The sequence below is a fragment of the Pseudomonas sp. DTU12.3 genome (genome assembly GCF_004124275.1).
Taxonomy (GTDB): domain Bacteria; phylum Pseudomonadota; class Gammaproteobacteria; order Pseudomonadales; family Pseudomonadaceae; genus Aquipseudomonas; species Aquipseudomonas helmanticensis.
The window spans coordinates 2,118,180-2,133,484 of sequence record NZ_CP027218.1; the positions used below are offsets into that span (position 1 = coordinate 2,118,180).

Genomic DNA, 15,305 nt, shown 5'->3' on the forward strand with positions numbered 1-15,305 from the left:
CAGTGTCTTTTTCCCTGAACCAACGTCGAAGGGTTGCCGAAGTCTAATGTGGGAGCGAGCCTGCTCGCGAAAGCGGCGTATCGCGCAACATTGATGGCGGCTGACACACCGCTTTCGCGAGCAGGCTCGCTCCCACAAGTAATCAGTGTGTATACACCTCACAAGGAATTGCATGTCGTTCATCCAAGCCAACCTGATCCACCTGCTCGCCGCGTGCTGGTTTGTCATCTGCTGGGGCGGTTACACCCGTTATGCCTCGTGGAAGGGGCGTGATACCGCGTGCCTGGCCAGCGTGCTGCACCTGTACCGCGAAGACTGGATGCGCCGCATGCTGCTGCGCGACAACCGTATCGCCGACGCCAGCGTGATCGGCAATCTTGAGCGCAACGCCTCGTTTTTTGCCTCGAGCACGCTGATCATCCTCGCCGGTATTCTCACCGTGCTCGGTGCGTCGGAGCGCGCGGTGTCGTTGCTCGCGGACATCCCGATGGTGCAACAGGCCTCGCAAGGCATGTCGGAGATCAAGCTGTTGTGCCTGGCGATGGTGTTCGTCTACGCGTTCTTCACCTTCAGCTGGTGCATGCGCCAGTACAACTTCGCGGCGGTGCTGGTCGGCTCGGCGCCGATGATCGGTGAGCGCCATGTCTCCGAGCAGGAGCGCAAGGCGTTCGCGGCGCGGGCGGCGCGAGTGATTTCGATGGCGGCCAACCAGTTCAACTTCGGTCTGCGCTCCTACTACTTCGGCATGACCATGCTGGCGTGGTTCGTCAGCCCGTGGTTATTCATGTTAATGAGCGCCGGTGTGGTCTTGGTGTTGTACCGACGCGAGTTTCATTCTGACGTTCTCGATGTCATGGTCTATACCCCTACAGAGGCGCCCATTCCCGAGGCGAACAAAGAGGCTGTTTGATGAGTATTCCGTTCTGGTGTGTGTTTATTAGTGCCTTGCTGATCTACGTCGCGCGTATGCCCGTGGCCAAGGCAATGAAAGAGCAGGGCGGTTACAACAATCACTTGCCGCGCCAGCAACAGGCGCAACTGACCGGTTACGGCGCGCGAGCACTGGCGGCGCATCAGAACAGCATCGAGGCATTTATCTTGTTTGCGGTGGGTGTGCTGATGGCGCATACCACGCAAACGGCGGGCTGGTTGATCGATACATTGGCGATCATCTTTGTGATCGCACGGATTCTCTACTTGTGGCTTTACCTGGCGGATCAGCCGTCGTTGCGCAGCCTGGTCTGGTTCGTCGGCTTAGTGTGTTCGTTGTTGTTGATGATTAGTCCGACTTTTAGAACTGTGTTGCTCTAAGGCGACGCTGGCGTTAAATCCCAGACAAAAGAAAACCCGCACTTGGCGGGTTTTCTTTTTTCTGCAGCAAAAAGCGGATTATTGCTTCTTGGCAGCTTCGTCTTGCGCAGCAGCGTTCGATTCAGCCTGAGCTTTGGCAGCTTCGGCGTTTTCTTTCGCAGCGTCGTTCACTTTATCCTGAGCTTTGTTCATGTCTTGCTGAGCTTGTTCAGCATGTTGGTTGGCATCTTGAGCTTTGTCCTCGGATTTTTTATCGCAGGCAGCGAGACCGAGGGAAGCGGTCAACATCAAGGCAATAGCTAAAGTCTTACGCATGGGGTGTTTCTCCTTATGGAAAATAACTACTGGCCTTAAGAGCCTGGCGCTGAGGGTTAAGTTCCTCATTTCTTTCAGATATATAGTTTTGTTTGGTAGCGGAACTTTTGCGCTATTCCTTACTACTGGCAACAGGCTATAACGAGAGTAATTATCAAATGGCCGAAAACCCCGTTTTTGAGCGTGCGACGCGATTTCTGTCGGCGTTGCGCCACTGTCAGGTCCTCGGTTTGCAGGTGCATAGCGCCTCCACTGAGGGGCTGACGGTGATCTTGCCGTACAGCGCGAAAATCGTTGGCAACCCGCAGACGGGTGTCATCCATGGTGGGGCGATTACTTCACTGATGGACACTGCATGCGGGATGTCGACTCTGTGCGTGCTGCCGGAATTCGAAGTCTGTCCGACCCTCGATCTGCGCATCGACTACATGCACGCCGCCGAACCGAATAAGGACGTGTACGGCTTCGCTCAGTGCTATCGGGTGACTACTGACGTGATCTTCGCCCGTGGTTTTGCTTATCAGGACGATCCTGAGCAGCCGATCGCTCATGTTGTCGGTACGTTCATGCGCATGGGCAAAGGCCTTAAGGGCACCAAAGGTTTTGGCGGCGCAATCAAGGGAGAAGGCCAATGAGCGATGACCTGAAAGCGCAATTGCTCAAGGCTCACGCGCAGGGCGACTATGCGCCGCTGTTGCAGTTGATCCCTTATGCCGGGCTGATCGGCATCGAGTGTTCGCGCGTTGGCGATGAACTGCTGTTCAAGCTGCCAGCGAACAAGGACAACATTGGTAACCCTTTACTGCCGGCGATCCATGGCGGAGTGATTGCCGGGTTCATGGAGCTGGCAGCCGCGTTGCATCTGTTGATCTTCACCGGCGCACCCGGCGTGCCGAAGATTATCGACTTCTCCCTCGATTACCTGCGCGCCGGGCAGTTTCGCAACACCTGGGCCAAATGTCAGGTGTGTCGCCAGGGGCGGCGGGTGGCCAACGTCGCCGTCACGGCCTGGCAAAGTACCGAAAGCGAACCGATTGCCACCGCCCGAGCACACTTCAAAATCGATGAGCCCTTGAAATCCTGAACAGCGCCCCAAACTCACAAGACAACCCGCCGCCGACCATTTGGGTCGCGGCCACTGCCATCTGATTGGAGTTTGATGACCATGAGTGTGGAAACTCAAAAGGAAACCCTGGGCTTCCAGACCGAGGTAAAGCAGCTGCTGCACCTCATGATCCATTCGCTGTATTCCAACAAGGAAATCTTCCTTCGCGAATTGATCTCGAACGCCTCTGACGCTGTCGACAAGCTGCGCTTCGAAGCCCTGGCCAAGCCAGAGTTGCTGGAAGGTGGCGCTGATCTGAAAATCCGTGTGAGCTTCGACAAGGACGCCAAGACCGTCACCCTTGAAGACAACGGTATCGGCATGAACCGTGACGATGTGATCGCCCACCTGGGGACCATCGCCAAATCCGGCACCGCCGATTTCATGAAGAATCTCTCGGGCGATCAGAAGAAAGATTCGCACCTGATCGGCCAATTCGGTGTCGGCTTCTATTCGGCCTTCATCGTTGCCGACCAGGTTGACGTGTACTCCCGTCGCGCCGGCACTCCAGCCAGCGAGGGCGTGCACTGGTCGTCGAAAGGCGAGGGCGAGTTCGAAGTTGCGAACATCGACAAACCAGAACGCGGCACCCGCATCGTCCTGCACCTGAAAGCTGCGGAAGACGAGTTCGCTGATGGCTGGCGTCTGCGCAACATCATCAAGAAGTACTCCGACCACATCGCTTTGCCGATCGAGCTGCCGAAAGAAGCGGCTGCCGCTGAAGGCGAAGAGACTCCGGCCGTTGAATGGGAAACCGTCAACCGCGCCAGCGCCCTGTGGACTCGCCCTCGCACTGAAGTGAAGGACGAGGAATACCAAGAGTTCTACAAACACATCGCCCACGACTTTGAAAACCCGCTGGCCTGGAGCCACAACAAAGTCGAAGGCAAGCTTGAATACAGCTCGTTGCTCTACGTGCCGGCCCGTGCACCGTTCGACCTGTACCAGCGTGAAGCGCCGAAAGGCCTGAAGCTGTACGTGCAGCGCGTGTTCGTCATGGATCAGGCCGAGTCGTTCCTGCCGTTGTACCTGCGCTTCATCAAAGGCGTGGTCGACTCCAACGACCTGTCGCTGAACGTGTCGCGTGAAATTCTGCAGAAAGACCCGATCATCGATTCGATGAAAACCGCGCTGACCAAGCGCGTGCTCGACATGCTGGAAAAACTGGCGAAAAACGAGCCTGAGCAATACAAAGGTTTCTGGAAGAACTTCGGTCAGGTCATGAAAGAAGGCCCGGCAGAAGACTTCGCCAACAAAGAGAAAATTGCCGGTCTGCTGCGTTTTGCATCGACCAATGGCGACGACGGCGAGCAGATCGTCGGTCTGGCCGACTACCTGGCTCGCGCCAAGGAAGGTCAGGACAAGATCTACTACCTCACCGGCGAAACCTACGCGCAGGTCAAGAACAGCCCGCACCTGGAAGTCTTCCGCAAGAAAGGCATCGAAGTGCTGCTGCTGACCGATCGCATCGATGAGTGGCTGATGAGCTACCTCAGCGAGTTCGACGGCAAGAGCTTTGTCGACGTGGCACGCGGTGACCTCGATCTGGGCAACCTGGACTCGGAAGAGGACAAGAAAGCCGCAGAAGAAGTCGCCAAGTCCAAAGAAGGTCTGGTTGAGCGTCTGAAAGCCGCACTGGGCGACTCCGTGGCGGAAGTCCGGGTTTCCCATCGTCTGACCGACTCGCCGGCCATCCTGGCCATCGGCGAACAGGATCTGGGTCTGCAAATGCGTCAGATCCTCGAAGCCAGCGGTCAGAAGGTTCCGGACTCGAAGCCGATTTTCGAGTTCAACCCAAGCCACCCGTTGATCGAGAAACTCGATGGCGAGCAGAGCGAAGAGCGTTTTGGCGACTTGTCGCACATCCTCTTCGATCAGGCAGCCCTGGCTGCCGGCGACAGCTTGAAGGATCCGGCCGCTTATGTGCGCCGTCTGAACAAGCTGCTGGTTGAGCTGTCGGTTTAACCAAGTTGCAGAAAAACCCGCTTCGGCGGGTTTTTTCATTCTGGTGTTTAGCAAATCAGGAGTCAGAAATGAGCCAAGTCACTGTACGTTCCGTGGTCTATCAGATTGACGGCCAACCTTATGAAGGGCGTCTGGCGTTCGACGCCGAACACAAAGGCGCGCGTCCGGGTTTGTTGATGGCGCCGAACTGGATGGGCGTCAGCGCCGGTGCCGAAGAAATCGCCAAATCGGTGGCGGCCACGGGCTACGTGGTGTTGATCGCTGATGTCTACGGTCAGGCCGTGCGCCCGCAGAACGGTGATCAGGCCGGTGCGGCGATGATGCCGTTGAAGAACGACCGCACGCTGTTGCGCAAGCGTATGCAGGCGGCGTTCGAGCAATTGCAGGCTCAGGGCGAAGCGGCGGTCGATACTTCGAAACTGGCGGTGTTCGGTTTCTGCTTCGGCGGCTGCTGTGCACTGGATCTGGCGCGCACTGGCGCGGCGGTGAAGGCTGCGGTGTCGTTCCACGGTACGCTGGACTCGCCGAATCCGGCCGATGCGCAGAACATCAAGGGTTCGGTATTGGTCCTGCACGGTGCTTCCGACCCGTTGGTGCCGAAAGAGCATCTACCGGCGTTTGAAGACGAGATGAACGCGGCGAAGGTCGATTGGCAGTTACTGAGCTACGGCGGTGCAGTGCACTCGTTTACTGATCCGCATGCCAATGTGCCGGGCAAGATGATGTATGACGAGAAGACCGCCAAGCGCGCGTTCAAGTCGATGCATGATTTGCTGGATGAAGTGTTCAAGGGCTGAAAAGCGAAAAGCCCCTCACCCTAACCCTCTCCCGGAGGGAGAGGGGACTGATCGGGGGATGCTTGAGGGTTACGCCGACCTGAAAGGGCTGTGCTGAACCCATAATCGCCAAGATTTTTCAGGTCGATGTATTACCCCAGACACCTCGGTCGGCTCCCTCTCCCTCTGGGAGAGGGCTGGGGTGAGGGTGCTTTTCAGCGCGGTAACTCGATCCGCTCGACTTCCCCTGGCACCGTCGGCCAATCCCCGGCCGCCCATTTACGCCGCGCTTCATCGATCGCCGCCGGATCGCTCGCGACAAAATTCCAGTTGATCCGCCGTGGCCCGTCCAGCGCCGCGCCACCGAATACCACCGCGTGTACATCGCTCTCGGCAAACAGACTCATCTCTTCGCCGGCCGGCAACACTACGAGCGCATGTGGCTCAATTGCATCGCCGTTCAATTGCGCATCCCCACTCAGCACGTAAACCGCCCGCTCTTCATGCTCGGTCGGAATCAGCAGGGTGGTTGCCGTCTGCATCTGCACTTCGGCATACAACGTCGGCGAAAGCACCGGCACCGGCGACTCCAGGCAAAAGCCCGACCCCGCAATCATGCGGATCTGTACGCCAAGGTTATCGCTGACCGGCAACGTCGCAGCCGGGTGATGGCTGTAATGCCCAGGACCCTGTTCATGATCCTTGGGCGACGCCAGCCAGATCTGCAAACCGTGCATCGTGAAGCTCTGATCCCACAGCGGCTCAGGCGTGCGCTCGACATGAGCAATCGCGCTGCCGGCGGTCATCCAGCTGACATCGCCAGCGCTGACCACCTGATCGGAGCCGAGGCTGTCCTTGTGCAGGAGCTGCCCTTGAAACAGATAGGTGAGCGTCGACAGACCGATGTGCGGGTGCTGTCGGATGTTCATGCCTTTGCCCGTCGGATAAATCGTTTCTAGCATGTGATCAAAAAACACGAAAGGCCCGACGCTGCGGCATTTGGCTGACGGCAACGGGCGCAGAATCGGCTGGCCTTCGACGTCTTCGGCGCGCGGGCGGATGATCAGAGGTTGCGTGTCCATGGTGCATTCCAGGCTGAGCGGGCGATGCCAGAAGCATAACCCGCCGCTGGCATCAGGAGGGTTACTGGCTATCGAAACCCTGCGGGGCGTGGGTTTCGATGGTCACTTCACTGGTGGTCATCAGTTTGTGAATCGGGCAGCGGTCGGCGACTCGCAACAATTCCTCACGCTGGGCGTCAGTGAGTACGCCTTTGAGGGTGAGGGTGACGTGCAGGACGTATTTGCCTTTCTGCTCTTCGCTGTTGTCACGTTTGACGTCGACACCGACGCCGGTCAGCGGGATGTCTTTCTTCTTCGCGTACATCTTCAGGGTCAGCGCCTTGCAGGCACCGAGCGCCGCGTCGAAGTAGTCATGCGGCTCAGGGGCTGAGCCTTCGCCGCCGGCGGATTTCGGCACGTCGGCAAACAATTCGTGGTCATCAATCTGTACGGTGTGACGAAAACCTTCAGCGGAGACGGTATTGACGGTAACAGTCATGGGAACCTCACAGGCAGTAGGAAAAGTCGTTCGATCAACAAAGACCTTGCAGTTATAGAGCATTCCCACTGGTACGCGTTCCACTTTCCTGCGGGATGAACCCTTGTCGTCAGGGCGCGGTCTAGGCTATTCCTACTTGCCGGAGATTACTTGTGTCCCTGTATCGTTTGAGTCTCGCCTGCCTGCTGGTCTTTGCCGGCAACGCCACCGCCCGCGAATATAACTACAGCGATGCGCATCTGCATTATGTGGATTTTTTCCAGGAAACTGCCGGCATGGCGAAATTGCTTACAGCCATGCAGGAAAGCTCCGTCGAGCATGTGATGATTTCCGGTATTCCAGTGGCGAAGAAATGGCACGAAGACGAACCCAAGCGTCCGCGCTATTACGCCGGGGACGACGCCGATGCCTATTGGTACAGTGCAACCGATGTGATCGTCGCCGATGCGGTGCAAAAGTTGTCGCCCGAGCAGCGCCCGTACTTTCATCCCTTCCTGTCGGGCTTCAACCCCAACGACAAGAACTCCGCCGCGCACATCCAGCGCATGCTCGATCTGTATCCAGGGCTATGGCAGGGCATCGGCGAGGTGTTCACCCGGCATGACGACCTCACCGCGCTGACGTCCGGCGACACGCCGCGCGCCAATAACGAGGCAATGACCAAAATCTATCATTTGGCGGCGGAAAACGACCTGCCGGTGATGCTGCATTCCAACATCACTTCCAAGCGAGAGAAAAATCCGCTGTACCTGAAGGAAATCGAAGAGCCACTGCGTAATCACCCGCACACGCGCTTCATCTGGGCGCATGCCGGGACCAGCGCCGAAATTCATCGGCATCAGACCCAGCTGAAATTCTTGCTGCCAACGCTGACGCGCATGCTTGAGGCCTACCCGAATCTGTATGTTGATTTGTCGTGGAGCATGCTCACGCCATATTTGCTGGATGAGCAGGGCCAGCCACGCCCGGAATGGCTGGCGCTGGTCGAGAAATACCCGGAGCGCTTCATGCTTGGCTCGGACGTCGTAGGGCGTTTCAACAAACTCGGTCAGGAAATGCGCAGCTTCAAGCCGTTCCTTGATGCGTTGCCCGAGGACGTTGCGAAAAAGGTCGCGCGGGATAACTTCCTGGCGATCTTGCCGCGAACGGTGCTCAAGTCCGAGAAAACCACGCTGAATCGTTAATGCCAACGGTTCGAAGGATCAAGGCCTTTTGATATCGCCTTTTCGTCTTACGCATTTTTCCACCGGGCCGATACCTTCTAAAGCAACCAGCTGCAGGGTTGATGCAGCGCTTTTGGAAGGAACCAGAGCAATGAGTATTCGTAGTCTCAATATCGCCCCGCGCGCCGGCCTCGGTTTTGGCCTGTTGGCGCTGATGGTATTTGCCCTTGGGGCGTTCGCGTTACTGCAAATGTCGAACATGCGCGCGCAGTCTGACGAGGTTGATAACAACTGGCTGCCGAGCGTGATGGCGGTCGGTGAGATGAGTCAGGACATGCTGCGCCTGCGCGCGCTGACCATGCGTTTGTTGCTCAATCGCGATCCACAGGCGCTTGAACAGAACGTTGCCAAACTCAATGAATTACGCGGTGTGCTCAGTGAGGCCCAGCAGCGTTATGACGTGCTGATCGTACTGCCCGAGGAGCGCAAGCTGTTTGACCGCTTCAAGGTGGCCGAGCACCAGTACCTGGAGTTTCAGGCGCAGGTCATGCAGTTGTCCGCGCAGAATCGGGTGGAGGAGGCCGCGAGCGTCCTCAACGGTCAGATGAGTCCCTTGGCCGATGAAATCGCAGTGGTTTTGCGCGAACTGGTTGAGCTGAATAAACACAATGCCAATCTCGCCACCGAAGCAGCGCGGCTGGTGTTTACCAGTTCGCGGGTGTGGGTCGGCGTGATGATCGGTGTCACTGCGCTGATCACCATTGGCCTGGCGCTGTTGCTGACCCGCAGCATTGTGCTGCCGCTGGCGCAATCGTTGGGCGTGGCCGAGGTGGTGGCGGGTGGTGATCTGACTGGCGATATCAACATCAGCGGCAAGGACGAGCCGGCGCGACTGCTGCACGCGCTCAAGAGCATGCAACACAACCTGCGTGACACGATTCGGCAAATCTCCGAGTCCTCCAGCCAATTGGCCTCGGCGTCCGAGGAGCTCAGTTGCGTCACCGAAGACGCGACGCGCGGGTTGCATCAGCAGAGTCTGGAAATCGAGCAGGCGGCCACGGCGGTGAATCAGATGACCGCGGCGGTGGAAGAGGTGGCCAGTAATGCGGTGGCGACTTCGGAAGCTTCGCGTGAATCCGATCGCATCGCCCAGCGTGGTCGCGAACAGGTGCAGCAGACCGTTTCGTCGATCGAGTTTCTTGCCGAAGACGTAACCAATAATGCCTCGCAGGTAGAAGATCTGGCGCAGAAGGTTCACGGCATCAGCAAGGTACTGGATGTGATTCGCTCGATTGCCGAGCAGACCAATTTGCTGGCGCTGAATGCGGCGATTGAAGCGGCGCGGGCCGGTGATGCCGGGCGCGGGTTTGCGGTGGTGGCGGACGAGGTGCGCGCCCTGGCGCATCGCACGCAGCAGTCGACGCAGGAGATCGAGCAGATGATTGGCGGCATTCAGCAGGGCACCGATTCGGCAGTCAGTTCGATGCAGCAGAGCAATGTGCGCGCGCGTTCGACACTGGAGCTGGCAAAGGCCGCCGGTACGGCATTGGAGGAAATTGCCTCGGCGTTTACCTTGATCAACGAGCGCAATCTGGTCATCGCCAGTGCTTCGGAAGAGCAGGCAGCGGTGGCGCGCGAGGTGGATCGCAATCTGATGAATATTCGCGATCTGGCGATGCAGACTTCGGCGGGGGCCAATCAGACCAGCGCCGCGAGCCAGGAGTTGTCGCGCCTGGCGGTGGACCTGAACAACATGGTCGCCAAATTCTCGGTCTGAAATTATCCCTGTAGGAGCTGTCGAGTGAAACGAGGCTGCGATCTGTTGATGTTGATTTAAAGATCAGGATCAAAAGATCGCAGCGTGCCGCAGCTCCTACAGGGGTACAAAAAAGCCCCGCATTTGCGGGGCTCTTTGTTCTTGCGCGGATCAGCTGCCCTTAACGGTTTTGCCGTTGACCGTGCCGTCCTGGAGCATGATGTTGTACTCCTTGCCGTCGGTTTCAACCTGTTGCAGGCGAACCAGCAGGTAATCCCAATCCTTGGCGAACCAGAGGACGGTGATGCGCTTGCTTTGTGTCGGGTCGCGTACGCGCTCGACCTTGATTGCGTCGATCTTGCCAGCCTTGGTCTCGACTTTTTCCGAACCCAGCACGCGGAAGTCATAGGTATCGACTTCGCCGTCATCGACCACTTGATAGCTCATGGTCTTCTTGCCGGCAGCCACATCATGTTGCAGGGCCAACTGGTAAGTGGATTTGTCGACCATGCCACGGTTCAGCGGGATTTTTACCGCGTCGCCACGGTCGGTGCCGGTGACCATCTTGCTGTTCCAGTCGAAATCCAGATCAGCCTTCTTGGCTTTGCCCAGACCGCCACGTTCGAAGTGGTAGGACTGCGGCAGCAGGGTGTCCTTGTCCAGGGTCAGGGTGCTTTCTTCAGTCAGGCTGGCGATCATCATCGAGGCCTTGAAGCTGAGCTTCCAGACGCCGTTGGCTTCCTTGACCAGGCTGCGCTCGGCGGTGCCGCTCATGGGCAACTGCTTCCAGTCGGCGGTGTAGCTGGCGGAGAACGGTTGAAGGTCCGCTGCCTGCGCGAATGGCAGGGCGAGCAGAGCGCAAGCGAAGAGCAGGGCGCGACGCATAATATCTCCTAGTTTCGAATCAAGTGGCCGCTGGCCGCGAGTAACTGGCCATCCAGTAAAGCACCTTGCTCACCGAGTGCCAGTCTGCCTTCGGCGAACCAGCGTACTGCCATCGGATAGATCAGGTGTTCCTGAACGTGAACTCGCTGCGCGAGACTGTGCGGCGTGTCGTGCAACTCTACCGGTAATACTGCCTGTACGACCAGTGGTCCGCCATCGAGTTCCTCGGTGACGAAGTGCACGGAGCAGCCGTGCTCGGTGTCGCCGGCTTCCAGCGCGCGCTGATGAGTGTGTAACCCTTTGTATTTGGGCAGCAGCGACGGGTGGATATTGAGCAGGCGCCCTTGGTAGTGACGAACGAAATCAGCGCTGAGAATGCGCATGAAACCGGCCAGTACCACGAGTTTGGGTTGGAATTCGTCGATCAGTTTGATCAGTGCAGCATCGAAGGCCTCGCGACCTTCGAATGCCTTGTGATCCAGCGAGCGAGTAGCGATACCCGCATCACTGGCGCGTTGCAGGCCGTAGGCGTCGGCGCGGTTGGAAATCACCGCAGCGATGCGAACCGGGCTGTCGCCGGTCCGCGTGCTGTCGATCAAAGCCTGCAAGTTACTGCCGGTGCCGGACAACAGCACCACGACATCACAGGTTGCGGACATTAATGAGCCTTAAGGTTCTGCAGATCAACCTGAGCTGCACCTTCGGCGGCCGCAGCGATCTGGCCGATGACCCAAGGCTGTTCGCCTGCATCACGCAGAGTGTTCAGGGCCACTTCAACGTGCTCCTGAGCCACGCAGATAACCATGCCGACGCCGCAGTTCAGCACGCGGTGCATCTCGGTTTCGTCAACGTTGCCTTTCTCTTGCAGCCAATCGAATACAGCAGGGCGAGTCCAGCTAGCCACGTCAACCACGGCCTGAGCGCCTTTTGGCAGTACGCGCGGGATGTTGTCGAGCAGGCCACCACCGGTGATGTGGGCCATGGCTTTGACGGCGCCGGTGTCTTTGATCAGCTTGAGCAGCGGCTTCACGTAGATGCGGGTCGGGGCCATCAGCAGGTCGGTCAGCGGTTTGCCGTCGAGCTGGATGTTTTCGATGTCGGCGCCGGACACTTCGATGATCTTGCGGATCAGCGAGTAGCCGTTCGAATGCGGGCCGGACGATGGCAGCGCGATCAGCGCGTCACCGGTGGCGACTTTCGAGCCGTCGATGATTTCAGCTTTTTCCACGACGCCGACGCAGAAGCCGGCCAGGTCGTAGTCTTCGCCTTCGTACATGCCAGGCATTTCAGCGGTTTCGCCGCCCACCAGCGAACAACCCGACAGTTCGCAGCCAGCGCCGATGCCGGTGACCACTTGGGTCGCGGTCTCGACATTGAGTTTGCCGGTGGCGTAGTAGTCGAGGAAGAACAGTGGCTCGGCGCCGCACACCACGAGGTCGTTCACACACATCGCAACCAGGTCGATGCCGATGCTGTCGTGCTTGTTCAGGTTCAGCGCCAGACGCAGCTTGGTGCCGACGCCGTCGGTGCCGGAAACCAGCACAGGCTGCTTGTAGCCGGCCGGGATTTCGCAGAGGGCGCCGAAACCGCCCAGGCCGCCCATGACTTCCGGGCGCGCAGTGCGCTTGGCGACGCTCTTGATGCGTTCGACCAATGCTTCACCGGCGTCGATGTCTACACCGGCGTCCTTGTAGCTCAGGGAGGGTTGCTTGCTCATGATCCAGGCCTTTAGGGGAGGGGATTCAGGGGTAACGACCGAGTTCAGCGGGAACTTCGAAATCGAGAGGGCGATGGCCTCACGCGAGTTTCGGGGTGCCCGGCTGTTGCCGGTCTGCGAAGGCGCGCGATTTTATCAGGCTTGAGGGGCAGCGGCCATCCTCGCACCGACGGGCAGGGCCATATCAGCGGAAATTTTTTGCAATTGAGCGGCGTGGGTGCCTGTATAAGGTGTGGCAATTAACCGTCTATCGTTATCACTGTGCAAAAACTTACCGCTGCCGTGTGAATGTTTTGCAACGGCCGAGTGTCACAGCCTTGCTCAACCGGTTCACGCGGCCTGTTCCAGCCGCTCCTGTCGACGGGAATTTTCCATGCGTTTGTGTAAATTGTTGTTTGTGGGTTGTTTGTCTCTGGTCAGCCTGGCGAGTCACGCCGAAAACCTCAAAGGCCTTTATCAAGTACGCGAGCCGGTCAACGGTCAGGCGCCGGAAGAGCGCGATCGCGCCACTCAGGCTGCGCTGGACACGCTGATTCTGCGCCTGACCGGCGACCCGAAAGCCCCGCAGAACCCGGGGCTGGCGGCGATTCGCAAGGATCCGCAGCAAATCATCAGTCAATTCGGTTTCGATGCCGGGCCGCCGGAGGTGTTGAAGGTCGATTTCGATCCGTCGACCACCGAGCAGGCGTTGCGTCGTGCCGGGCTGTCGATGTGGGGCGCCAGTCGGCCGTCGATCCTCAGCTGGTGGCTGAATGACTCGACTGAAGGCTCAAGCCTGGTCGGCGATGGTCAGGCGGCTGCCGCTCCGTTACGTGCCGCTGCGCAACACCGAGGCTTGCCGTTGCGTTTGCCGTTGGCGGATTTGAGTGAACAACTGGTCGCCACCGCGCCGGCGCTGGAAGGCACTGATCCGGCACCCTTGCGCGGCGCGTCCGAGCGCTATAACGCCGATGCCTTGTTGGCGGTGCATGCGCGCGAAGAGGGCGGGCAATGGCAGGCCAAATGGCATTTGTGGCTTGGTGACCAAAAAGAAGCCGGCAGCGTGCAGGGCGCCGATCAGGCTGCTGTGGCGGATGCGGTGATGCTGGCAGTGGCTGAGCGCCTGGCGCCGCGTTTTGTCGCCAGGCCCGGTGCTACGGGGCAACAGACGCTGGAAGTGCAGGGCATGAATCTTGAGCATTACGCGACGCTGTTGCGGTTACTCGAACCGTTCGGCGTGCGTCTGCAAAGTGTCGATGGCGATCGCATCGTGTATCGGGTCAATGGCAGCGCCGATCAAATGCGCGCGCAGTTGTCGCTGGCGAAGTTGCAGGAGCTGCCGCCTGAGGCGCCAGCTCCGGTAGCAGCGCCACAGCCTGCGGTTGCAGGTGCGGCACCGGTCGCGGCTGCGGCCCCGACACCGGCGACACCGTCCTTGCGGTTTCGCTGGTAAGTCTTTCCTTATATAGAAGCAACAGGAGTGGTACATGGCCGATACGCGGCGTTGGTTCTGGCTCGGTGGGGTAATCCTGCTTTGCGCGTTTGTCTGGTTGCTGCACCCGATCCTCACGCCGTTCCTGGTGGCGTTGCTGCTGGCTTATCTGTTCGATCCGCTGGTGGATCGACTGGAAAGGCTCGGTCTGTCGCGCACCTGGGGCGTGATCGCGGTATTTGCCTTGTTCACCCTGATCGTTACGGCGCTGTTGCTGGTGCTGGTACCGATGCTTGCGAAGCAGTTGCTGCGTTTGTACGAACTGGCGCCGCAAATGCTCGACTGGCTGCAACACACGGCGCTGCCGTGGGCGCAGACGAAGCTGGGGCTGTCGGATGGCTTCTGGAAGTTCGACAAGGTCAAGGCGGCGATCAGCGAGCACATGGGCCAGACCACCGACATCGTCAGTCTGGTGCTGAGCCAGGCAACGGCGTCGAGCCTGGCGCTGATCGGCTGGTTGGCGAATCTGGTGTTGATCCCGGTAGTAAGTTTCTACTTGCTGCGCGATTGGGACGTGATGATGGCGAAGATCCGCAGCCTGCTGCCGCGTGATCGCGAAGAGCGCGTGGTCGCCCTGGCCGGTGAGTGTCATGAAGTGTTGGGGGCGTTCGTCCGCGGGCAGTTGCTGGTGATGCTGGCGTTGGGTGTGATTTATGCGGCCGGTCTGATGATCGTTGGTCTCGAGCTGGGTCTGTTGATCGGCTTGATCGCCGGTCTGGCGGCGATCGTGCCGTACATGGGGTTTGTGATCGGCATCGGCGCGGCACTGGTTGCCGGGCTATTTCAGTTCGGTGGCGATCTTTATCCAATGTTCGGCATCGTTGCGGTATTCATGGTCGGTCAGGCGCTGGAAGGTATGGTCCTGACGCCATTGCTGGTGGGCGACCGCATCGGTCTGCACCCGGTGGCGGTGATCTTCGCGATTCTGGCGGGCGGCGAGTTGTTCGGCTTCACCGGTGTCCTGCTGGCGCTGCCGGTGGCGGCGGTCATCATGGTGCTGGTGCGCCATGTGCACGACTTGTACAAGGACTCCGAGATTTATAGTGGCGTCGACGAACCGGAGTTGTAATGGCGAGGGCGACCCGGCGAATAGTCGGGTTGGCCCGGCTCATGCAGGCATTTGCTGCCCGGATGTGCCAAAGAATCTGTCATGAAACCAGTGTGTTAACGCAAACCTTTGATTTTGCTTGGACTCTGTCGCATTGTGCGCTCAGCTTCACGGGTATAAACTTCGCAAACTTTACACAGAGGCCACTAACGGTTCCTTGAGAACTGTTCAGT

16 protein-coding genes are annotated in these 15,305 nt (G+C 58.7%); 10 read left to right on the forward strand and 6 right to left on the reverse strand.

Annotated features, from left to right (window positions below; genetic code table 11):
* Positions 1-172: 172 nt before the first annotated feature.
* Together C2E19_RS09760 and C2E19_RS09765 are read left to right on the forward strand one after the other, a co-directional pair.
* Positions 173-910 carry a DUF599 domain-containing protein gene (locus tag C2E19_RS09760; RefSeq protein WP_129391079.1) on the forward strand — a complete coding sequence of 246 codons (738 nt, stop codon included), beginning with the start codon at positions 173-175 and terminating at the stop codon, positions 908-910.
* Positions 910-1,311: an MAPEG family protein gene (locus C2E19_RS09765; protein WP_129391081.1), complete on the forward strand. Its 402-nt coding sequence runs from the start codon at positions 910-912 to the stop codon at positions 1,309-1,311. The genes C2E19_RS09760 and C2E19_RS09765 overlap by 1 nt, the downstream gene beginning before the upstream one ends.
* Before the next feature lie 78 nt (positions 1,312-1,389).
* Here C2E19_RS09765 and C2E19_RS09770 read toward each other — a convergent pair whose 3' ends face one another.
* The gene (locus C2E19_RS09770; protein WP_008082962.1) at positions 1,390-1,626 is read right to left on the reverse strand and encodes a hypothetical protein; all 237 of its coding nucleotides are present in this window, start codon (positions 1,624-1,626) and stop codon (positions 1,390-1,392) included.
* Positions 1,627-1,784: 158 nt separating this feature from the next.
* On the opposite strand from C2E19_RS09770, the gene C2E19_RS09775 reads away from it, so the two are divergent.
* The 4 genes from C2E19_RS09775 to C2E19_RS09790 all read left to right on the forward strand — a co-directional run bounded on the left by C2E19_RS09775 (position 1,785) and on the right by C2E19_RS09790 (position 5,493).
* Complete coding sequence (locus C2E19_RS09775; protein ID WP_129391083.1) at positions 1,785-2,261, forward strand: PaaI family thioesterase; 477 nt, start codon at positions 1,785-1,787, stop codon at positions 2,259-2,261.
* A complete protein-coding gene (locus C2E19_RS09780; protein WP_129391086.1) occupies positions 2,258-2,710 on the forward strand; it encodes a PaaI family thioesterase in 453 nt (150 codons plus the stop codon). The genes C2E19_RS09775 and C2E19_RS09780 overlap by 4 nt, the downstream gene beginning before the upstream one ends.
* Before the next feature lie 81 nt (positions 2,711-2,791).
* Complete coding sequence (gene htpG, locus C2E19_RS09785) at positions 2,792-4,696, forward strand: molecular chaperone HtpG (protein WP_129391089.1); 1,905 nt, start codon at positions 2,792-2,794, stop codon at positions 4,694-4,696.
* 68 nt (positions 4,697-4,764) lie between these two features.
* The gene (locus C2E19_RS09790; RefSeq protein ID WP_129391092.1) at positions 4,765-5,493 is read left to right on the forward strand and encodes a dienelactone hydrolase family protein; all 729 of its coding nucleotides are present in this window, start codon (positions 4,765-4,767) and stop codon (positions 5,491-5,493) included.
* A 194-nt stretch (positions 5,494-5,687) separates the two neighbouring features.
* On the opposite strand, the gene C2E19_RS09795 is transcribed toward C2E19_RS09790, so the two are convergent.
* Positions 5,688-6,554 (reverse strand): pirin family protein, encoded by an 867-nt coding sequence (locus C2E19_RS09795; RefSeq protein ID WP_129391094.1) that lies wholly within the window; start codon positions 6,552-6,554, stop codon positions 5,688-5,690.
* A gap of 61 nt (positions 6,555-6,615) precedes the next feature.
* Positions 6,616-7,032, reverse strand: coding sequence for an OsmC family protein (locus tag C2E19_RS09800; RefSeq protein ID WP_008082948.1), 417 nt, complete (start codon positions 7,030-7,032; stop codon positions 6,616-6,618).
* 152 nt (positions 7,033-7,184) lie between these two features.
* Between C2E19_RS09800 and C2E19_RS09805 the strand changes: the two genes are divergently transcribed.
* Both C2E19_RS09805 and C2E19_RS09810 read left to right on the forward strand, forming a co-directional pair.
* A complete protein-coding gene (locus C2E19_RS09805; protein ID WP_129391098.1) occupies positions 7,185-8,216 on the forward strand; it encodes an amidohydrolase family protein in 1,032 nt (343 codons plus the stop codon).
* Positions 8,217-8,346: 130 nt separating this feature from the next.
* The gene (locus tag C2E19_RS09810) at positions 8,347-9,972 is read left to right on the forward strand and encodes a methyl-accepting chemotaxis protein (protein WP_129391101.1); all 1,626 of its coding nucleotides are present in this window, start codon (positions 8,347-8,349) and stop codon (positions 9,970-9,972) included.
* A 150-nt stretch (positions 9,973-10,122) separates the two neighbouring features.
* Here C2E19_RS09810 and C2E19_RS09815 read toward each other — a convergent pair whose 3' ends face one another.
* Genes C2E19_RS09815 through purM form a run of 3 tightly spaced genes read right to left on the reverse strand, consistent with a single transcriptional unit; the run spans position 10,123 to position 12,553 of the window.
* Entirely contained in the window at positions 10,123-10,836 is a 714-nt protein-coding gene (locus tag C2E19_RS09815; protein WP_129391104.1) for a DUF3108 domain-containing protein, read from the reverse strand.
* 8 nt (positions 10,837-10,844) lie between these two features.
* Positions 10,845-11,495 (reverse strand): phosphoribosylglycinamide formyltransferase, encoded by a 651-nt coding sequence (gene purN, locus C2E19_RS09820; protein WP_129391107.1) that lies wholly within the window; start codon positions 11,493-11,495, stop codon positions 10,845-10,847.
* Positions 11,495-12,553, reverse strand: coding sequence for a phosphoribosylformylglycinamidine cyclo-ligase (gene purM, locus C2E19_RS09825; protein WP_008082936.1), 1,059 nt, complete (start codon positions 12,551-12,553; stop codon positions 11,495-11,497). The genes purN and purM overlap by 1 nt, the downstream gene beginning before the upstream one ends.
* 373 nt (positions 12,554-12,926) lie before the next feature.
* Here purM and C2E19_RS09835 point away from each other — a divergent pair, with 373 nt between their 5' ends.
* Both C2E19_RS09835 and C2E19_RS09840 read left to right on the forward strand, forming a co-directional pair.
* Positions 12,927-13,985, forward strand: coding sequence for a DUF2066 domain-containing protein (locus C2E19_RS09835; protein WP_129391113.1), 1,059 nt, complete (start codon positions 12,927-12,929; stop codon positions 13,983-13,985).
* 34 nt (positions 13,986-14,019) lie between these two features.
* Positions 14,020-15,093 carry an AI-2E family transporter gene (locus C2E19_RS09840; RefSeq protein WP_129391116.1) on the forward strand — a complete coding sequence of 358 codons (1,074 nt, stop codon included), beginning with the start codon at positions 14,020-14,022 and terminating at the stop codon, positions 15,091-15,093.
* Positions 15,094-15,305: the final 212 nt, after the last annotated feature.